The organism is Shinella sp. OV683 (assembly GCF_057787725.1).
This window is the reverse complement of the sequence record NZ_CM173543.1, coordinates 4,779,676-4,799,128: the sequence shown is the minus strand read 5'-3', so window position 1 is coordinate 4,799,128 and position 19,453 is coordinate 4,779,676. Positions and strand designations below refer to the sequence as shown.

Annotated in this window: 16 protein-coding genes; 13 read left to right on the top strand and 3 right to left on the bottom strand. The window is 60.7% G+C overall.

Features of this window, described 5'->3' with window-relative positions:
* Positions 1-144 precede the first annotated feature (144 nt).
* The 8 genes from tkt to ACXHRN_RS23120 all read left to right on the top strand — a co-directional run bounded on the left by tkt (position 145) and on the right by ACXHRN_RS23120 (position 11,035).
* Positions 145-2,121: a transketolase gene (tkt, locus tag ACXHRN_RS23155; RefSeq protein ID WP_488638634.1), complete on the top strand. Its 1,977-nt coding sequence runs from the start codon at positions 145-147 to the stop codon at positions 2,119-2,121.
* 76 nt (positions 2,122-2,197) lie between these two features.
* Entirely contained in the window at positions 2,198-3,208 is a 1,011-nt protein-coding gene (gene gap / locus ACXHRN_RS23150; protein ID WP_488638633.1) for a type I glyceraldehyde-3-phosphate dehydrogenase, read from the top strand.
* Between the two features lie 254 nt (positions 3,209-3,462).
* Positions 3,463-5,256, top strand: coding sequence for a potassium/proton antiporter (locus ACXHRN_RS23145; protein WP_488638632.1), 1,794 nt, complete (start codon positions 3,463-3,465; stop codon positions 5,254-5,256).
* Positions 5,257-5,352: 96 nt separating this feature from the next.
* Positions 5,353-6,555, top strand: a complete 1,203-nt coding sequence (locus ACXHRN_RS23140) for a phosphoglycerate kinase (protein WP_488638631.1) — start codon at positions 5,353-5,355, stop codon at positions 6,553-6,555.
* Between the two features lie 106 nt (positions 6,556-6,661).
* On the top strand, positions 6,662-7,117 hold the full coding sequence (locus ACXHRN_RS23135) for a hypothetical protein (protein WP_488638630.1): 456 nt from the start codon (positions 6,662-6,664) through the stop codon (positions 7,115-7,117).
* A gap of 125 nt (positions 7,118-7,242) precedes the next feature.
* Entirely contained in the window at positions 7,243-8,262 is a 1,020-nt protein-coding gene (locus ACXHRN_RS23130) for an iron ABC transporter substrate-binding protein (protein WP_488641994.1), read from the top strand.
* Positions 8,263-8,360: 98 nt separating this feature from the next.
* The gene (locus ACXHRN_RS23125) at positions 8,361-9,950 is read left to right on the top strand and encodes an ABC transporter permease (protein ID WP_488638629.1); all 1,590 of its coding nucleotides are present in this window, start codon (positions 8,361-8,363) and stop codon (positions 9,948-9,950) included.
* Positions 9,947-11,035, top strand: coding sequence for an ABC transporter ATP-binding protein (locus tag ACXHRN_RS23120; protein ID WP_488638628.1), 1,089 nt, complete (start codon positions 9,947-9,949; stop codon positions 11,033-11,035). The genes ACXHRN_RS23125 and ACXHRN_RS23120 overlap by 4 nt, the downstream gene beginning before the upstream one ends.
* Before the next feature lie 775 nt (positions 11,036-11,810).
* On the opposite strand, the gene ACXHRN_RS23115 is transcribed toward ACXHRN_RS23120, so the two are convergent.
* Complete coding sequence (locus ACXHRN_RS23115) at positions 11,811-12,593, bottom strand: creatininase family protein (protein WP_488638627.1); 783 nt, start codon at positions 12,591-12,593, stop codon at positions 11,811-11,813.
* Between the two features lie 57 nt (positions 12,594-12,650).
* Between ACXHRN_RS23115 and ACXHRN_RS23110 the strand changes: the two genes are divergently transcribed.
* The 5 genes from ACXHRN_RS23110 to ACXHRN_RS23090 all read left to right on the top strand — a co-directional run bounded on the left by ACXHRN_RS23110 (position 12,651) and on the right by ACXHRN_RS23090 (position 16,461).
* The gene (locus ACXHRN_RS23110; protein ID WP_488638626.1) at positions 12,651-13,157 is read left to right on the top strand and encodes a MarR family winged helix-turn-helix transcriptional regulator; all 507 of its coding nucleotides are present in this window, start codon (positions 12,651-12,653) and stop codon (positions 13,155-13,157) included.
* A 130-nt stretch (positions 13,158-13,287) separates the two neighbouring features.
* Positions 13,288-14,310 carry a LacI family DNA-binding transcriptional regulator gene (locus ACXHRN_RS23105; protein ID WP_488638625.1) on the top strand — a complete coding sequence of 341 codons (1,023 nt, stop codon included), beginning with the start codon at positions 13,288-13,290 and terminating at the stop codon, positions 14,308-14,310.
* A 14-nt stretch (positions 14,311-14,324) separates the two neighbouring features.
* On the top strand, positions 14,325-15,272 hold the full coding sequence (locus ACXHRN_RS23100; RefSeq protein WP_488638624.1) for a 2-hydroxyacid dehydrogenase: 948 nt from the start codon (positions 14,325-14,327) through the stop codon (positions 15,270-15,272).
* A gap of 106 nt (positions 15,273-15,378) precedes the next feature.
* Complete coding sequence (locus tag ACXHRN_RS23095) at positions 15,379-15,855, top strand: hypothetical protein (protein WP_488638623.1); 477 nt, start codon at positions 15,379-15,381, stop codon at positions 15,853-15,855.
* Between the two features lie 198 nt (positions 15,856-16,053).
* Positions 16,054-16,461, top strand: a complete 408-nt coding sequence (locus ACXHRN_RS23090; RefSeq protein WP_488638622.1) for a hypothetical protein — start codon at positions 16,054-16,056, stop codon at positions 16,459-16,461.
* Between the two features lie 46 nt (positions 16,462-16,507).
* Here the strand turns inward: ACXHRN_RS23090 and ACXHRN_RS23085 are convergent, their stop codons facing one another.
* The gene (locus ACXHRN_RS23085) at positions 16,508-18,127 is read right to left on the bottom strand and encodes a DHA2 family efflux MFS transporter permease subunit (protein ID WP_488638621.1); all 1,620 of its coding nucleotides are present in this window, start codon (positions 18,125-18,127) and stop codon (positions 16,508-16,510) included.
* 102 nt (positions 18,128-18,229) lie between these two features.
* Positions 18,230-19,441 carry an HlyD family secretion protein gene (locus tag ACXHRN_RS23080; RefSeq protein WP_488638620.1) on the bottom strand — a complete coding sequence of 404 codons (1,212 nt, stop codon included), beginning with the start codon at positions 19,439-19,441 and terminating at the stop codon, positions 18,230-18,232.
* Positions 19,442-19,453 lie beyond the last annotated feature (12 nt).

Genomic DNA, 19,453 nt, shown 5'->3' with positions numbered 1-19,453 from the left:
TCGCGGCAGCACAATTTTTGCCCGCACCGCGCTTAAAGCGTGTGCGTATTTGTTGACTCAGCGCCGCCAACTGCTATGTGTCCCCTGCTTTGACGGCAGTCGCAATCAGGCTGCCTCCTCGATAACCGGAGCCGGCACAGAGACATGATTTCACGCGAAACACACGACCGGATGGCCAACGCGATCCGTTTTCTTTCCATGGATGCCGTGGAGAAGGCGAATTCGGGTCATCCCGGTCTGCCGATGGGCGCCGCCGACGTGGCGACAGTGCTGTTCACCCGCTACCTGAAATTCGATCCGAAGGCGCCGCATTGGCCCGATCGCGACCGTTTCATCCTCTCGGCCGGCCATGGCTCGATGCTGCTCTATTCGGTGCTCTACCTCACCGGATATGAGGACATGAGCATCGACGACCTCAAGAATTTCCGCCAGCTGCACTCCAAGACCGCCGGCCACCCGGAGTATGGTCATGCGACCGGCATCGAGACGACGACCGGCCCGCTCGGCCAGGGTCTCGGCAACTCGGTGGGTTTTGCGATCGCCGAGCGCAAGCTGCGCGACGAATTCGGTCCCGACTTGCAGGATCATTACACGTATGTGCTGGCCGGCGATGGCTGCCTGATGGAAGGTATCAGCCAGGAAGCCATCGCGCTTGCCGGCCACCTCAAGCTCAACAAGCTGATCGTCTTCTGGGACAATAATTCCATCACCATCGATGGCGCTGTCTCCCTGTCGGATTCGACGGACCAGATCGCCCGGTTCAAATCGGTTCACTGGAACGCGATCGAAGTCGACGGCCATGACCCCGAGGCGATCGCTGCGGCCATCGATGCGGCCCACAAGTCGGACAAGCCGACACTGATCGCGGCCAAGACCACGATTGGTTTCGGCGCGCCCAACAAGGGCGGCACCCATAAGGTTCACGGTTCGCCGCTCGGCGCCGACGAAATCGCCGCGACCCGTGTGGCCCTCAACTGGCCGTCCCCGGCATTCGAGATTCCGCAGGACATTCTCGACATGTGGCGCCAGGCCGGCGCACGTGGCGCCTCGGCCCACAAGGAATGGCAGAACCGTCATGCGGCTGCCACAGCCAAGCCTGAATTCGACCGCCGCTTCGCTGGCGACCTGCCGGCCGGTTTTGCCGACGCCGTCAGCGCCTACAAGCAGAAGCTGGCCGATACCAAGCCGACAGTTGCGACCCGCAAGGCGTCCGAAGACGTACTTGAAATCGTCAACGGCCTGTTGCCGGAAACGCTGGGCGGCTCCGCGGACCTGACGCCGTCGAACAACACCAAGACCAGCCAGATGATTTCGATCACGCCGACCGATTTCTCCGGCCGCTACATGCACTACGGTATCCGTGAGCATGGCATGGCCGCGGCGATGAACGGTATTGCGCTGCATGGCGGCCTGATCCCCTATTCCGGCGGCTTCCTGATCTTCTCGGACTATTGCCGTCCGCCGATCCGTCTGGCCTCGCTGATGGGCATCCGCGCCATCCACGTTCTGACTCACGATTCGATCGGTCTCGGCGAAGATGGTCCGACCCATCAGCCGGTCGAGCAGATGGCCGCGCTCCGCGCCATCCCGAATCTCGTCATGCTGCGGCCTGCGGATGCCATGGAGACCATGGAATGCTGGCAGATCGCGCTTGAGGGCAAGAACCATCCGACGGGCCTGGCACTGACCCGCCAGAACCTGGTTGCTGCTCGCACGACCTATTCGGCCGAAAATCTTTCTGCCAAGGGCGCCTATGTCCTGCACGAAGACGCCAATGCCGCCGTGTCGATTTTCGCCTCCGGTTCGGAAGTCGAGATCGCCGTCAAGGCCAAGGAACTGCTCGCCGCCAAGGGTATCGCTGCCCGCGTCGTCTCGGTTCCGGCCTTCGGCCTGTTCGATGTGCAGAGCGACGACTATAAGGCTTCCATTTTTGGCAAGGCCAAGGTCAAGGTCGGCATTGAAGCGGGCGTTCGCCAGGGCTGGGATCATTTCATTGGCAACGATGGCATCTTCATCGGCATGAAGGGCTTCGGCGCATCCGCACCCTATAAGGACGTCTATAAGTTCTTCGGCATCACCCCGGAAGCGGTGGTTGAAGCCGTTACTGCAAAGCTTGGCTGATTACCTTCAGGGGCCGGCCTGTCCGGCCCCACCTCAACTGAACATTCGTGAGCTTTTATAAGCGGGAGAATAGAGTATGGCTATCAGGGTTGGCATCAACGGCTTCGGCCGCATCGGCCGCAACGTCCTCCGCGCGATCATCGAATCCGGCCGCACGGATATCGAAGTCGTCGCCATCAACGATCTGGGCCCGGTCGAGACCAATGCCCATCTGTTGCGCTATGACAGTATCCACGGCAAGTTCCCGGCCGACGTCAAGGTCGAAGGCGACACCATCAGCGTGGCTGGTGGCAAGCCGATCAAGGTGACCGCTGTCAAGGATCCGGCCCAATTGCCGCACGCCGAACTCGGCGTCGACATCGCGCTGGAATGCACGGGTATCTTCACGAGCCGCGACAAGGCTGCCCTCCACCTGACAGCCGGCGCCAAGCGCGTCATCGTCTCGGCACCGGCCGACGGCGCCGACCTGACTGTTGTCTTCGGCGTCAACGACGACAAGCTGACCAAGGATCACGTCGTGATCTCCAACGCGTCCTGCACGACCAACTGCCTCGTGCCGGTCGTCAAGGTTCTCGATGACGCCATCGGCATCGACCACGGCTTCATGACGACGATCCACTCGTACACGGGTGATCAGCCGACGCTCGACACCATGCACAAGGACCTGTACCGCGCCCGCGCCGCCGCCCTGTCGATGATTCCGACGTCGACCGGCGCCGCCAAGGCTGTCGGCCTGGTCCTTCCGCACCTGAAGGGCAAGCTCGACGGCACCTCGATCCGCGTACCGACCCCGAACGTCTCGGTCGTCGATTTCAAGTTCGTCGCCAAGAAGAACACGTCTGTCGAAGAAGTCAACGAAGCCATCAAGGCTGCCTCCAACGGCGCGCTCAAGGGCATTCTCGGTTACACGGAAGAGCCGCTGGTTTCCCGCGACTTCAACCATGACAGCCATTCGTCGATCTTCGCCATCGACCAGACCAAGGTGCTCGAAGGCAATTTCGTCCGCATCCTTTCCTGGTACGACAACGAATGGGGCTTCTCCAACCGCATGGCCGACACCGCAGTCGCGATGGGCAAGCTGATCTGATCACGGATCAAAAAATTCAAATAGTTTAAAAAAGGCGAGCGAAAGCTCGCCTTTTTTGTCTTTCGGGTGTTGTCAGCCTTACAATTGTCCATATACTTTCCCAATGATTTGTTGCCGAAAGGATCGTTCGGCAACTCCATATTGCCGCCCGCAGACATGCACGTTTCGTTTGAGCGGATTCATTATTCAATTTATTTCGACAGGCGAGCGATATTCTTGTTCGTTGCAGTCGAATCCTATGGAAGGGACGGGGCTTGGAGTCCTTTTATCTTATAACTCTTGTTTGCGCCTCGCTGGTTTTGCTTGCCGCCTTCTCCTCTTTGCTTGCCTTTCGCTTTGGTGCCCCCCTCCTTCTTCTTTTTCTTGCCGTTGGTTTGATTGCCGGTGTCGATGGGCTCGGCATTGATTTCAGCGACAACAACGCCGCCTACAGGCTCGGTTCGATCGCACTGGCGATCATCCTGTTCGATTCCGGCTTCGGCACGCCCGTCAAGTCCTTCAGGACAGCCGCCCTTCCAGCGATGGCGCTTGCGACCATCGGCGTCCTGATCACCGCAAGCATGTTTGCCTTTGCCGCGGCGTATCTGCTGCATTTTTCATGGATCGAGGGCCTGCTGCTTGGCTCGATCGTCGCCTCGACGGACGCCGCCGCCGTGTTTTTCCTGATCCGCATTTCCGGCATCAATATCCGTGACCAGCTGACCTCGACGCTGGAAGTCGAATCCGGAACCAATGATCCGATGGCGATCTTCCTGACCGTCACGCTTGTCGAGTTGGTTGCGGCCGGCAAGGGTGTCGCCGGCATCGACGCCGCCGTGCTGCTGTCATTCGGGCGGGAAATGGGCATCGGCCTGGTCATCGGCCTCGCTGGCGGCTGGCTGATCGTCAGTGCCGTCAATCGTTTCGATCAGGATCGCGGGCTTGCGCCCATTCTTGTGCTGGCGCTGGCGCTCTTGATCTTCGCGATCACCGGCACGCTGCATGGCAGCGGCTTCCTGGCGGTCTATGTTGCGGGCCTGGTGGCGGGAAATCGCGAAATGCAATCGAAGCTGCAGATCAGGCGTTTCCAGGACGGCATGACCTGGCTGGCGCAGATCATCATGTTCGTGATGCTGGGGCTGCTGGCGACGCCTTCGCAATTCGACGTGATCGTCGTTCCAGCCGTCATCCTCGGCCTGTTCCTGATCTTCGTCGCCCGGCCTCTGGCTGTCTGGCTGTGCCTGTTGCCTTTCGATTACGCCCAGAACGAGATCAAGTTCCTTGCCTGGGTGGGCTTGCGCGGCGCGGTGTCGATCCTGCTATCGATCTTGCCGATCCTCAGCGGCATGAAGCTCGGGCAGGCCTATTTCAACATCACCTTCATCATCGTGCTGGTGTCGCTGGTGATCCAGGGCTGGACGATCAAGCCGGTCGCGAGAAGACTCGGGCTGCTGATCCCCAAGCAGACCGGCGAGGTCGACCGCCTGGAAGTGGACTTGCCGCGCGCCGCCAACCACGAACTGGTCTCCTATCGCGTCATCCATGACAGCCCGGTACTGAAAGGCGTGCGCATCCCGCGCTGGGCAACACCTTCGCTGGTGATCCGCGATGGCCGTTCGCTGCGCTATCAATATGCTGGGCGGTTGCGCGAAAACGATCTGGTCTATGTCTTCGTCACGCCAACTTTCATTCCCCTGCTCGACCGGCTGTTTGCCAGCCGCGCGGAACTCACCGTTGATGATGAGGAGTTCTTCGGCACCTTCGCAATCTCGCCCAATCGACCGGCGCGCGAACTCGATGCCGCCTATGGACCGGGATTGCTGGCGGACGTCGAGAAGAACCTTACAATCGGCGAAATGATGCTGCACCGCCTGGGCGGCAAGGCGGACTACGCCGATCGCGTCCGTCTCGGCTCGATCATCCTGATCGTTCGCGACATCGACGAGAACAACCATATCTCGTCCGTCGGTATCTCGATGGAAGCGGTCGAGCCGCCAAAGACCCTGCCTGTCTTCATCAATCTCAGGGAAATTTCCGAGCGTATCCGCAATCGGCTGAAGGGCGCCTAAAAGGTAAAATCCGCGCCGTGGCGCACTTGCGTCAGCGACGCACAGTCGTATATTCGCGCCGGAATTTCCTGTCCCTCTGTTCTACGGATAACAGCCATGCCGTCTTTCAAAACCCTTGACGATCTCACCGACATCACCGGCAAGCGGGTGCTCGTGCGCGTCGACCTCAATGTTCCCACCAAGGACGGCAAGGTGACGGACGCCACCCGCATCGAACGTGTCGCGCCGACCATTCTCGAACTTTCCGGGAGGGGTGCCAAGGTCATCCTGCTCGCCCATTTCGGCCGCCCGAAGGGTGGACCGGAAGCCGAATTCTCGCTGTCGATCGTAGCGCCGTCCGTGGAAGCCGTGCTCGATCGTCGCGTGCATTTCGCCAGCGATTGTATCGGTGACGCTGCTGCCAAGGCGGTGGCTGAGCTCGAAAACGGTGGCATTCTGCTCTTGGAAAACACCCGCTTTCATAAGGGTGAGGAAAAGAACGATCCGGATTTCGTGCGTGCTCTGGCCGCCAACGGCGATATCTATGTGAATGACGCCTTCTCCGCCGCCCATCGCGCCCATGCGTCGACCGAAGGTCTTGCCCATCTGCTCCCAGCCTATGCCGGCCGCACGATGCAGGCCGAGCTCGAAGCGTTGGAAAAGGGCCTCGGCCAGCCGACGCGCCCGGTCGTGGCGATCGTTGGCGGCGCCAAGGTGTCGACCAAGATCGATCTACTCAAGAACCTCGTCAAAAAGGTCGACGGACTGGTGATCGGCGGCGGCATGGCCAACACCTTCCTCGCTGCCAAGGGGATCAACGTCGGCAAGTCGCTCTGCGAGCATGATCTCGCCGACACCGCCCGCGAGATCATGACTGAGGCCGCCAAGGCCGGCTGCGACATCGTGCTGCCCACCGATGGCGTCATCGCCCGCGAGTTCAAGGCCGGTGCCGCAAACGAGGTCGTTGATATCGACAAGATCCCCGCTGATGCAATGGTGCTGGACGTCGGTCCTGACTCCGTCAAAGCAGTCAATGCCTGGATCAGCAAGGCCAACACGCTCGTTTGGAACGGCCCGCTGGGCGCCTTCGAAATCGAACCTTTCGATACGGCGACCGTGTCGGCTGCCAAACATGCCGCCGAGGAGACCAAAGCCGGCAAGCTGGTCTCGGTCGCCGGTGGTGGCGATACCGTCTCGGCGCTCAACCATGCCGGTGTCGCCGACGACTTCACCTATGTCTCGACAGCCGGTGGTGCGTTCCTCGAATGGATGGAAGGCAAGTCGTTGCCCGGCGTCGATGTGTTGACGGCCTCCAAGTAAGCCCGACAGGGCGGCGAGCCTAACGTGCTTTCGCCGCCCCTTGCTTCTCGATGCAGAGTGGTTAGCATCGCTCCATTCGCGTGGGGGGCCGCGCTGGAGGGGCGGAATGGGTCATGGTTCGACGATATCGGTGTGGCTGCTTGTCCTGCTGATCATTGTCGTCTGGCCACTGTTCTTCATTCTGCTCTGGTCGGCCATCCTGTTCCTCATGTCGGCGGCCGGTGGCTGGCGGCGACTGGCGCGTAAATATACCGCCACGGAAATTCCAGCCGGCGGACGATCCTTCTCCTGGATTTCGGGCATGGTCGGCATTGCACGCTATAACCGCACGCTGCTCGTCACCGTCACCGAGGCGGGCATCCATGTGAAGACAAGGCGGATCTTCAGCTTTTCGCATCCGCCCCTGTTCATCCCCTGGAGCGAAATCCACAAGCCGCAGCGCTATTCGTTTCTTCGCTGGGAATATGTCACCTTCGAAATTGGCGCCCCAAAGGTGGCATGGATGCGGCTTGAGTCGGTCGTGTTCGACGGTACGCCCATTGCCGCCGCGATGCATCCCTAGTCCCGCAATCACATTGCCGTGAGCACATTGTCGCAGGCCCGCTGTGGCACCATTGCAACTTGACCATGGCACTCATCTTTAATTAAGAGAAGCCGCATCCACTAAGACGGTTCTGGTGATTGGAGATTGAGATGGCCCTTTCTATCCTCGCGCGGCTCGCCGCAAGTTCGGTTGTTCTGGCCGCGTTGATGCTGCCCACCGTCGCTTCGGCGGAGGATGCAGGCATCATCGTCTATAATGCCCAGCACGAGAGCCTGACCCAGGAATGGGTCGATGGTTTCACCAAGGAAACCGGCATCAAGGTGACCATCCGCAATGGCGAAGACATGGAGTTTGCCAACCAGATCGTCCAGGAAGACGATGCGTCTCCCGCCGATGTGTTCCTGACGGAAAACTCCCCGGCCATGGCCGTTGTCGATGATGCCGGCCTGTTTGAAAAGCTGGACGCCGACATTCTCGCCCAGGTGCCCGAAAATCTCCGCCCCGCCGATGGCAACTGGATCGGCATTGCAGCGCGCTCGACCGTGTTTGCCTATGACAAGACCAAGCTGACTGAAGACAAGCTGCCGAAGTCGATGGTCGATCTCGCCGATCCCGCCTGGAAGGGTCGCTGGGCCGCATCTCCGACCGGCGCCGATTTCCAGGCGATCGTCGCGGCCTTCCTGTCGCTCAAGGGTGAAGCCGAAACCGCCAGGTGGCTCGCCGCAATGAAGGAAAATTCCGTCCCCTACAAGGGCAACAGCACGGCGATGAAGGCCGTCAATGCCGGCAAGATCGAAGGCGCGCTGATCTATCACTACTACTTCTTCGGCGATCAGGCCAAGACCGGCGAGAACAGCAAGAACGTCGCTCTCCACTACTTCAAGCACCAGGATCCCGGCGCGTTCGTCTCCATTTCCGGCGGCGGCGTGCTGGCTCTGTCCAAGCACAAGACGGAAGCCAAGGCCTTCCTCAAGTGGGTCTCCGGCAAGCAGGGCCAGGCCGTGCTGCGCGACGGTACGTCGTTCGAATATGCCGTCGGCAATGACGCTGCGTCGAACGCCGCACTCGTGCCGCTCAAGGATCTGGATGCTCCGAAGATCGAACCGTCGAAGCTCAACAACAAAAAGGTCACCGACATGATGACGGCCGCGGGCATCCTTTGATCTCTAGATAAAATTATGCTTATTGCGCGCATCGAATGCCGTGTGGTCGTCAAACTGCACGGCATCGCGCCTTAAAGGCGAGAAGCCATCGAGAAGATATGCAAGCAACGGTAAACGACGAGTATGCCCCGGCGGCAATAGTGAAGGGTCCTTTTGGAAGACCCGTCGCCGGTCGGGGACTGTCTGTCATCGCCGTCGTCGCTTGCCTGATTTCGCTGTTGATGCTGATCCCGCTCGGCTTCGTCGTCTGGGCGGCGATGGATACGGGCTGGCAGCGCTCCGTCGAACTGATCTTCCGCCCGCGCGTCTACGATCTGACCATCAATACCGTGCTGCTCGTGGTGCTGACCGTGCCGCTATGCCTCGTCCTGGCGCTGACATTGGCCTGGCTGACCGAGCGCACCAACCTGCCCTTTGCTCGCTTCTGGGCCTGGACGTCGGTCGCGCCGCTCGCCATCCCGGCCTTCGTGCATTCTTACGCCTGGATCACCTTCGCACCCGACCTCGAAGGCCTGCCCGCCGGTGTGCTGATCTCGGTCTTGGCCTATTTCCCCTTCCTCTATCTGCCGCTGTCGGCCGCGCTCCGGCAACTCGATCCGGCGCTCGAGGACCAGGCTGCCTCACTCGGCAACCCGCCGTGGAAAGTCTGGTTTCGCGTCGTGCTGCCGCAACTGCGGCTAGCGATATGTGGTGGCAGCCTGCTGATCGGCCTGCATCTGCTGGCCGAATACGGCCTTTATGTCATGATCCGCTTCGACACCTTCACCACGGCCATCGTTGACCAGTTCCAGTCGACCTATAACGGTTACGCCGCCAATATGCTGGCAAGCGTTCTGGTCGGGCTCTGCCTGCTGCTGCTGGCGCTGGAATTCACCCTGCGAGGCAATGCCCGCTATGCCCGCCTCGGCCCGGGCGCCGCGCGCGCCCGCCAGCCGGTGCGTCTTGGCAAATGGATGCTGCCGTTGCTCGCCGTTCCGGTCCTGGCCATGCTGATGTCGATCGGCGTGCCGCTGCTGACCATCTCGGAATGGATCATCGCCGGCGGTGCGGGGATCTGGCGGCTCGATGAAATCGGCCTCGCACTCTACCAGACGGTTCTGCTGGCGCTGTTCGGCGGCGTGCTGACGACGCTGGCCGCCATTCCCATGGCGTGGATTTCCGTGCGCTCGCCCGGATCGTTGTCGCGGCTGCTGGAAAGCGGCAACTACGTCACGAGCGCGCTGCCGGGGGTGGTCGTGGCGCTGGCGCTGGTGACCGTGACGGTGCGTGTGGCAACGCCCTTGTATCAGACGGCGGCGACCATCCTGCTCGCCTATGTCATCATGTTCCTGCCGCGCGCCCTGATCAGCCTGCGCGCCAGCCTCGCCCAGGCACCGGTCGAACTTGAGGATGCGGCGGCCAGCCTCGGCCGCTCGCCGTGGAAGAGCTTCTGGTCGGTCACCATCCGGCTGGCTGCGCCGGGTGCCGCCGCCGGTGCCGCGCTGTGCTCGCTCGGCATCATGAACGAGCTGACGGCAACCCAGATGCTGGCGCCGAATGGCACGCGGACATTGGCGATGGCTTTCTGGGCGCTGTCGAGCGAGATTGATTATGCGGGCGCGGCACCTTATGCGGTGATCATGATTCTGACATCGCTGCCGCTGACCATCATTCTCTATAATCAGTCAAAAAGGATCGCAGGACGATGAGTTCCCTGCAGCTGAAGGCCGTGTCGAAGCGCTATGGCCCGGTCGTGGCGCTCGACAATGTCGATCTGACGGTCAGCGGCGCAACGCGCACGGCGATCGTCGGACCTTCCGGTTCGGGCAAGACGACACTTCTCCGGTTGATAGCCGGTTTCGATGCGCCCGATGGCGGCTCGGTGACGCTCGACGACACGGTGCTTGCCGAAGGCCGGATCTCGCTTGCCGCGCATCTGCGCGGTGTCGGCGTTATCGCCCAGGATGGCGCACTGTTTCCACATCTGACTGTCGGCGACAATATCGGCTTCGGCATCGACAAGAGCGATGCTGGGCGGCACAAGCAGATAGCGGAACTCGCCGAGATCGTCGGTCTCGACCAGGCGATGCTGAAGCGCAAGCCCGACCAGATTTCCGGCGGCCAGCAGCAGCGCGTGGCCATCGCCCGGGCGCTTGCCCGCAAGCCGAAGCTGATGCTGCTCGACGAGCCATTTTCGGCGCTCGACACCAGCCTGCGCGGAGCCATGCGCCAGGCCGTCAGCCAGATTCTCGGCGATGCCGGCGTCACCACCATTCTCGTCACCCACGATCAGGCCGAAGCGCTGTCCTTCGGCCACCAGCTTGCCGTTATGGGCAGCGGTTCGTTGGTACAGACCGGCACGCCGCAGGAGCTTTATCTCCGGCCCAAAAACCAGATGGTCGCCGAATTCCTCGGCGATGCCATCATCCTGCCGGGCGATATCAGGGAAGGCGTGGCCCAGACGGCGCTCGGCCTGCTGTTTGTCGATTCCGGCACACCCGACGGAACCGCCTCGCTGATGCTGCGTCCCGAACAGCTGTCGATCGAGATCGCACCGGACCAGGCGTCGCCCTCGGCGCTTGGCTATGACATTCTCGGCAAGGTCACCGCCGTCGATTTCGCGGGTGCTCTGTGCACAGTGACAATCGAGTTGATGCAGCCGATAAATCCTGCCGACAGCAACAACTGCGCCAGGCCGCAGAAGCTGGCGATGCGGGTCTCTGCCTACGACCTCCCCGAGCGCGGCGCCATCGTCCGCCTTTCCGCCAAGGGCAAGGCGCATATTCTACGGTGAGGTGTTCGGGCGGCAGGTCGATCTCGCCGCTGTCCGCGAAGGCTGAAATACCCCTCACCAAGCGCGCCCATGCGATCGGCTTCGCCTCTCGCGGGCTTGCTATCCTCTCCCACAAGGGGAGAGGTAAAGTCGGAGCAGCGCCACAGCTCTGCTTCTCCCCTTGTGGGAGAAGAAGCAATTTCATCGGCTTAGCGATTGCGTCCGGAAACAGAACGTCCGATCTCGACAGTTCGCGCAATTGCTAAACGATAGAAATTGCAGATGAGGGGCTCATGAGGCAAATCATCGTCAATCGTATGAAGCGAGATACACCAACATACTCAATAGCTTACTCGCCAATATCCCCGCCCTCTCCAACCCGCTTATACTGATTCCCGTCCCATCACGGATACACTGTCAGGCGTGACAGAGAGGTGGGGCCGGTGCCCGGTTGGAGAGGACGACGTAAATTCTCTTATCGGGGGCCTGCGAGAAACGGAGACCTCTTCGGCGGCGTTCGAAAGGACGTGGCTGGCCGCGGACGTGCCTTAGAGGCACACATCTCCCCACCGGGCGCACTGTCGCGGTGGGGAAGCAGATCTCCAGGTTCGCAGGCAAAAACCACCGAAACGGGGTGCAAAGCGCGCCATATATTATTTACTTACGAGGCACGATTTGCGCCCCGGCCGGCTCTTCAGCATTTGCGAAGCAAATCGCGTCGGAGCCAAGAATGATCGAGACCCATGCCACGGACGGTAACCCGCCGCGTGAACGCTCTTTCACATCCTGAATTCAGCTACGTCAGCGTATCGACATCGAAACGCGCCACGTCGCTTACCAACTCGACCAACCCCTTGACGGCGTGATTGATCAGCAGTTCGCCCTTCTCAGCCGTGGCCGCCGTCGCATCGCCGGCAGCGCCATCCGCGTTGAGATCCCGCATTTTCCAGCCGAAGGCATGCGGGCCATAGGCGCGCAAATGTGCGTAATCCCTGGCGAAGTTGGTCTGCCGTGAGGCGAAGTTCTTCGCCTTCTGCATATCGACCATCTCCGGATGCAACGCCAGCATCACCGAAGTCTCGATGGCGCCGCCGTGAATGTCGACTGCCTTGTCCTCCGGCGTGATGACCCCGTCGGGAACGCCGAAGCGCGTCCAGCTGGTGGCCACGCACAGCATGTTGAAGCGCACGCGCGCCTCGGTGGCGACCACCGTCAGCAGCGGGGAGTTGCCGCCATGGGCATTCAGCAGAATTAGCTTGCGAACGCCGCCTGACGCCAGGTTTTCAGCCATGTCGAGCCAACCCTCGACCGCTTCGTTCCACGCCAACGAACGGGTGCCTTCGCGGTCGGCATGCTCAACGGAATAGCCGATCGGGTCGGCATCCAGGAACAGCACCTCAAGATCGGCCGGCAGCGCGTCTTTCAAACGCTCGGCGATCCCCTCGGCGATCAGCGTATCGGTGTCGAGCGGCAGATGCGGCCCATGATATTCATGTGCGCCGAGCGGCAGGATGGCGATCGTCTGCAGCTCGCCTTTTACGCTTCCATCGCCATTCATCGCCTTGACTTCCCTTGCCATGTCCTTCGGTATAACGTCATACAGATCAAGCATTTTATAGCAAGCACCGGGGCGGGGATGGTCAAGAAGGACAAGCTGAACAAGAAGGAGAAATCCGACAAGCCGAAGCTTCCCTACGCGGCGGGAACCATCCAGCCCGAACTGACGCGTGCGACCCGGTCGATGCGCACGTTTTTGACCAATGCGCTGTCGGCCAGCGGCGTCTATGCCGGCCAGGATGGTGTGATCACCGCGCTTGCCAGCAAGGAAGCCATGACCGCCGGCGCGATTGCCTCGCTGCTGGGCGTCAAGCCGCCGACCATGACGCGCACGCTGACGCGCATGGAAGCGCATGGGCTGATCCGCAAACTCCCCGGCGAAACCGATGGCCGCCACATGCGCGCTGCCCTGACGCCAGAGGGCGAAAAGCACGTCAGCGCGATCAAGTATGCCGTCAAGGCGACGGAGTCCTACGCCTTTGCCGGCCTGAGCGAAAAGGAACTCCGGCAGTTCGCCAAGGTGCTGCGCAAAATCAATCAGAATTTCGGTGCGGAGCCATCGGACGAGGATGGATTCGGTGAATAATAGCGGTTGCCCCAATTCAAGAACATTGCAGATGCTTGGATATGTGATACCTCAATCGATTTAGATATATACGAGCGTTGCGTCTGTCATACTTGGCGCGGCGGATCGGGCATTTGCCACGGGAGGCTGCATGGCCCAGAAGATCAAATTGTCGACCATCGCCGAGACGCTCGGCGTGTCGACAGCCACGGTGTCGCTCGCGCTTCGGGACAGCCCGCTGGTCGCGGTGCTGACGCGTGAGAAGATCAAGGAGCAGGCGCGCGCGCTCGGCTACATCTACAACAGGCGGGCCGCAAGCCTGCGAACCTCGCGTTCCGGTATCATCGGCGTCATCGTTCACGACATCATGAATCCGTTCTACGCCGAAATTCTAAAAGCGATCGAAAGCGAGCTCGACCGCAGCCAGCACACGTTCATTCTCGCCAATCACTACGATTCCGTTGAAAAGCAGCGCAATTTCATCGAGACGATGCTGCAGCTCGGCGGCGACGGCATGATCATGTCGCCGGCCATCGGCACACCCAGCGAGGATCTGGAACTCGCCGAAGTCAATGGCATGCCGGCCATCCTTGTCGCCCGTACCATCGAAAACAGCAGTCTGCCGGCCTTTCGCGGCGACGACACCTATGGCATTTCGCTGGCCACCAACCATCTGATTTCGCTTGGCCACAAGGTCATCGCCATGGTCGGCGGCACCGACCAGACCTCCACCGGCCGCGACCGCTACCAGGGCTATGTCAACGCGCTGCGCAAGGCCAATATCGAGGTGCTGCCGGAACTGCGTATCTCCGGTCCGAGAACCCGTCAGGGCGGCTTCGAGGCGGCCGTGCATTTCCTGTCGCTGCCGCTCAAGCCGACGGCTGCAGTGTGTTGGAACGACCTGGTGGCGATCGGCCTGATGAACGGCATTTCGCGTGCCGGGTTGACGGCCGGCGTCGATATCTCGGTGACCGGCTACGACGACCTTGAGGAGGCCTCGATCGCCACGCCTGCGCTGACCACGGTCTGGAACGGCCAGTCCGAAGTCGGACGGCTGGCGGCCCGCGCGCTGCTCGACCGCCTGGCAGGCAGCCATGAGCCTGACGGGCTCCATCTTATCAAGCCGGAAATGCGCATCCGCCAGTCTTCCGGACCCATGAAACCCAGAAAATAGCGGCTCTCAATCCCATGACAACGATTCTCTTGGTTGGCAAAGCTCACCCGCGTTTCCGTGAGCGCCTCGGCGCAGAATTCGAACTCCTGGAACTCCCAAGCGCGGACCCCAGGGATGTGACGGCAGAGCTTGCTGCAAAGGTCGAGGGCGCCACAACCTTCAACCAGATGACGCCGGCTCTGATGGACGCTCTGCCCAATCTCAAGATCGTCGCCAATTTCGGCGTCGGCTATGACGGCGTCGATGCGCGCTATGCTGCCGGAAAAGGCATCATGGTCACCAACACGCCCGAAGTACTCGACGAGGAAGTCGCCGACACCACCATCGGCCTGCTGCTCAACACGATCCGCCTGCTGCCGCAGGCCGAGAATTATCTGCGCGCCGGCAAGTGGGTCAAGGAAGGCCCGTTCCGCCTGTCGCCGCTGTCACTGCGCGGACGCCATATCGGCATGTACGGCATGGGCCGTATCGGCCAGCAGATCGCCGGGCGGCTCGAAGCGTTCAACGTCAAGATCAGCTACCACACCCGGTCGCCGAAGAAAGACGTCGGCTACGACTACGTTCCGACGCTGAAGGGACTTGCCGAGACCGTCGATACCCTTGTCTGCATCGTGCCGAAGACGCCGGAAACGCACCGGACCATCAACACCGAGATCCTCAAGGCGCTCGGCAAGAACGGCGTGCTGATCAATGTCGGTCGTGGCTGGACGGTCAGCGAGGATGACCTCGCCAAGGCGCTCGATAATGGCGATATCGCCGGCGCCGGCCTCGATGTGTTCGACGACGAGCCGAACGTACCGGACGCGCTGCTGAAATTCGACAACGTCTCGCTTCTGCCGCATGTCGCCTCCGCATCGGTGGTGACGCGCAACCTGATGGCAGACCTCGTGGTCGACAACGTGATTTCCTGGTTCAAGGACGGCAAAGCGATCACGGCGGTGCCGGAAGTTAAGGCACGTTAGTTCGCGGCGACACGGAGGCCGGGAATACAACTTTCGGCATATGCATGGTTTGTTGACAATTGATTTGCTCATCCCATTGTTGGCCTCAAGAATTGAGGGGTCATAAATGTCGGGCAAGGTCGCGCTGTGTGAATTCTCCGTTCCACCCGAGGGGACGCCTGCAGAAATCCTTGCCGAGCAAGTGCTCCGTGATATCCAGCGAGACCTTATCCTGGCGAAGGCTGCGATGGAGGGGCACTCCAAGGACTTCTACTGCGAGTTGGGGCGAACTTTCAGGAGACAATTCTGGAACACACCCTTGCGGCTGCCGATACCGTCCATAAAATTTGACGCGCTGAGACTGGAGCTTGATCAGCGCGCACGGCAAAGCCCCGACCACTCCTACGAGCTGACGAAGCGCGTGGTGAAGTATTGGAGTATGCACGGTCTGGTCAGAAAGCGAGACAGTGATATTTGCTTGACCGATGACGCGGTGCAGATACTGCGGACGCTACATAAAGGTACTGGAAAGACCAAATTCGCGCTGAAATATGCTGCTTGCCTCAGCCTCGCACGCCTCGGCATCCATCCCCATGCACTTTGATAACTCGCTACCGACAACAAGGCCGAAATGTTATTTGAGGGAGCAGGGCGATAAATCGCCGGCTTCTTTAGTTAGAATTTAACCATATTAGAAAGAATGTTAACGCTCCCGCAAGCTTGGCCGCGCATACTCGAATGTGGGACTGGGCGACGTTGCATCTCTTCGCGTTCCCGGCTCTTGCTTTTTCACAAGGAGCGGATGATGGGAATTCGCCTGCTTGCCTTCATGACGATCGCCGCCGGCATCGGCTATCTTGCGCTGATGCCCGTAGATAAACCCGCCGTCGATGCGATGGTTTCGGCCTCCATCAAGTCTGAGGATCAAACCGACTACACCGTCTCCAACATGGAGAATGGCACAGCCTGCCTGATCGGCAGCGGCAAGGCGGTTTCGTCCCGCTCGCACCAGATCAGTCCCGGCAAGGATTGCGATACGGTCTGGCCCGGCCTCGCGCGAGCCAGGAACTGGACCGAGAACGAGGACGGCACTGTGGTGCTGACTGATGGTGCCGGCAGCGCACTTCTAACGCTGGGACTTGGCGATGGCGTGGATTTTGAATCGCTGGAGCCACCAAACGCGGTGCTGGCTCTCAATCAGGTCAACTGACGACACGATGTCGCTGGGCTGGCGGACACCGGAGCGGGTGAGGCCCCTAGTGTCCGCCCCCTGCGCCGGCCCCGACCGGCTTGGGCTTCGAAAGAAGCATAGCCATGAGGACCAGTCCGGCGAAGAGAATCGTTAGCAGCATGAACACGTCGATGAACGATTGCAGGTAGGCCTGCTGTTGCACCATGCCGACCATCTTCTTGATGGCGATCTGGCTGCCGTCCATACCGCTTGCATCGTATTTCGCGGTAAGGTTGGCGATCATCTCAGTGGCTTCGGGATTGGCGAAGTTCACATGCTCTGCAAGACGGGAGAAGTGGGCGCTTGTCTGCGACGTCAGCAGCGTGTTGATCAATGCGAGACCTACCGCACCGCCCAGATTTCGCGTCAGGTTGAACACACCCGATGCGCCACGGATGCGATCCATTGGCAGCGTGCCGAGCGCGACGTTGTTGATCGGCACCATCGCCAGCATCATCGAGCTGCCGCGCAGGATCTGCGGGATCAGCAATTCCCAGAAATCCCAGTCGGCTGTCATGTGGCTCATCATCCAGGTGCCAAGCGAAAAACCGGTGAAGCCGATCATCATCATGAAGCGCGGATCGAGCTTGCTTGAGAGCATGCCGGCCACAGGTGCCGTGAAGAACATGGCAAGACCAGAGACGAACATTGTCTCGCCGATCATCAGCGAATCGTAGCCACGGATACGGCCGAGAAACAGCGGATAAAGATAGGTCAGGCCATAGAGACCGATACCCATCACGAACGAAAACAGCGAGCCGAAGGCGAAGTTTCGATTGGTGAATGCGCGCAGGTCGACGATCGGGAAATCCCGCGTCAACGTCCGATAGAAGAAGATCAGCCCGCCGATAGTTGCGGCAACCGCGCACAGCGTGATCGTGTTGTCGTCGAACCAGCCCTTGGCGTTGCCTTCCTCGAGGAAGTATTCGAGCGAGCCGAGAAACACGGCCATTGCGGCGAGCCCCGTCCAGTCGAATTTCTTCATCAGGCTGTATTCCGGCTTGTCGAAGTCGATCAGGAACCAGGTCGTGATGGCGACGATAATGCCGGGAATGACATTGATCAGGAACAGCCAGTGCCAGGAAAACGCGCTGGTGAGATAGCCGCCCGCTGTCGGGCCGATCGTCGGCGCCAGGGTCGCGACCAGGCCGATGATCGGCGAGACGACGTTACGTTTGGAGGGCGGGAAGATCGTAAAGGCTGCAGCAAACACCGACGGGATCATGCCGCCGCCGATAAAGCCCTGGATGGCGCGGTAAACGATCATCTGGTCGATATTGGTCGCAGTCGCCGCCAGGATACTGGCAGCCGTAAAGCCAGCCGCAGAGACTGAGAACAGCACGCGGGTGGAGACAATTCGCGCCAGCGTTCCCGAAAGCGGGATCATGATGACTTCGGCGATCAGGTAGGAGGTCTGGACCCACGCGACTTCATCATTGCTGGCGCTCAGCCCGGCTTGAATTTCGGCAAGCGAGGCGGAGACGATCTGGATGTCGAGGATCGACATGAACATGCCGAACACCATCGCAAAGAAAGCGATGACGCGGCGCGTGGTCAATTCCGGTGCGACATGCGCCATAGGCGCGGCTGCCGGTCTGGCCGGTGGCACCTTGATTGCGGTGACAGTTGTTGTTGCAGCCGCCATGGCGGTTCTCCCTGCGGTCGTCTTCCGGCGGCCAGAACAAGATTGAAATTATCGGTGGCCACTCCTTCTTCACCGTGAAGAAGGAGGGCGAGCCACTTTGCCTTAGTTGGCCTCGGCCACATGCGCCGTTGCAGGCTGGCCGGTGCGGCTGTCGATATCGACGACGACGCTCAGGCCCGCACGCAGGTTGCCGGTGTTCAAGGCATCCTTGGGCAAGGCGATCCGCACCGGTAGGCGCTGGATGACCTTGGTGAAGTTGCCCGTCGCGTTTTCTGGCGGCAGCAGCGAGAACACGGCGCCGGACGCAGGTGCGATCGACGCAACCTTGCCCTTGATGACGTGATCGGCAATGGCATCGACATGGATCTCGACTTCGGCGCCGATCTTGATATGTGCGACCTGGGTTTCCTTGAAGTTCGCCTCGATATAAAGTTCGCTGACCGGGACGAGAGCTGCAAGCCGCTGGCCGGGCGATACGAGATCGCCAGTCTGGACGGCGAGATTGCCGACAACGCCGTCAAAGGGCGCCTTGAGCACGGTGAAGGACAGGTCGCGTTCGGCCTTGGCCTTGGTCAATTCGAGGGAACGAATCTGGCTGTCGGCTTCGCCACGCTGGGCGGTGACGACGGCGATGTTGGCCTGGGCGGACGCGATGGCGGCATCGGCGCCGATGATGTTTGCCTTCACCTGGTCGAGTGCGACCTGGGCATTGTCACGGTCAGCCAGCGTGCCGGCATTCTTTTCAGCCAGGTCGGTCGCGCGCTTGGAGGTGATTTCGGCCCCGCGCAGGGTAGCTTCCAGCGCCGTCTTCTGGGCATTCGCCTGGGCAACAGCGGCATTGGCAGCCTTGATCTGCGCATCGAAGCGGACCAAAGCCAGCTTCTGCGTGGCGATCTGGGCGTCTGCCTGCTCGGCCGCGATCTGGTAGTCGCCGTTGTCGAGCGTCACGAGGACGTCGCCGGCCTTGACGCGCTGGTTGGCAACCACGTTGACTTTGGCGACGTAGCCGGTCACCTTCGGAGCAATATTTGTAATGTCGCCTTCGACATAGGCGTCGTCGGTCGAGACCATGAAGCGGCCGTTGATCCACCATTCATGACCATACCAGGAGCCGCCGCCGATGGCAGCGATGACGATGACAGGCAGAATGAGACGGCGCAGGAAGCCCTTCTTCTTGGGCTCTGCTGCGACTGGCGCTGCGGCCTGGGCTGCAGGCGCAGCGGATTCCATCTTGATCGGGGCTTCACTTTCGGCCGCGACCTCATTGTTGTCTTCGACTGCGCGCATTGTGGCGCTGCTCGTTGATCTTGCCATTTTAGGATGCTC

Coding starts and splice junctions, on each gene's coding strand:
- ACXHRN_RS23115 (WP_488638627.1), bottom strand. CDS start 12,593: ATGGCAAGGGAAGTCAAGGCGATGAATGGCGATGGAAGCGTAAAAGGC.
- ACXHRN_RS23085 (WP_488638621.1), bottom strand. CDS start 18,127: ATGGCGGCTGCAACAACAACTGTCACCGCAATCAAGGTGCCACCGGCC.
- ACXHRN_RS23090 (WP_488638622.1), top strand. CDS start 16,054: ATGATGGGAATTCGCCTGCTTGCCTTCATGACGATCGCCGCCGGCATC.
- ACXHRN_RS23125 (WP_488638629.1), top strand. CDS start 8,361: ATGCAAGCAACGGTAAACGACGAGTATGCCCCGGCGGCAATAGTGAAG.
- ACXHRN_RS23095 (WP_488638623.1), top strand. CDS start 15,379: ATGTCGGGCAAGGTCGCGCTGTGTGAATTCTCCGTTCCACCCGAGGGG.
- ACXHRN_RS23135 (WP_488638630.1), top strand. CDS start 6,662: ATGGGTCATGGTTCGACGATATCGGTGTGGCTGCTTGTCCTGCTGATC.
- ACXHRN_RS23080 (WP_488638620.1), bottom strand. CDS start 19,441: ATGGCAAGATCAACGAGCAGCGCCACAATGCGCGCAGTCGAAGACAAC.
- ACXHRN_RS23110 (WP_488638626.1), top strand. CDS start 12,651: ATGGTCAAGAAGGACAAGCTGAACAAGAAGGAGAAATCCGACAAGCCG.
- gap (WP_488638633.1), top strand. CDS start 2,198: ATGGCTATCAGGGTTGGCATCAACGGCTTCGGCCGCATCGGCCGCAAC.
- tkt (WP_488638634.1), top strand. CDS start 145: ATGATTTCACGCGAAACACACGACCGGATGGCCAACGCGATCCGTTTT.
- ACXHRN_RS23105 (WP_488638625.1), top strand. CDS start 13,288: ATGGCCCAGAAGATCAAATTGTCGACCATCGCCGAGACGCTCGGCGTG.
- ACXHRN_RS23120 (WP_488638628.1), top strand. CDS start 9,947: ATGAGTTCCCTGCAGCTGAAGGCCGTGTCGAAGCGCTATGGCCCGGTC.
- ACXHRN_RS23140 (WP_488638631.1), top strand. CDS start 5,353: ATGCCGTCTTTCAAAACCCTTGACGATCTCACCGACATCACCGGCAAG.
- ACXHRN_RS23100 (WP_488638624.1), top strand. CDS start 14,325: ATGACAACGATTCTCTTGGTTGGCAAAGCTCACCCGCGTTTCCGTGAG.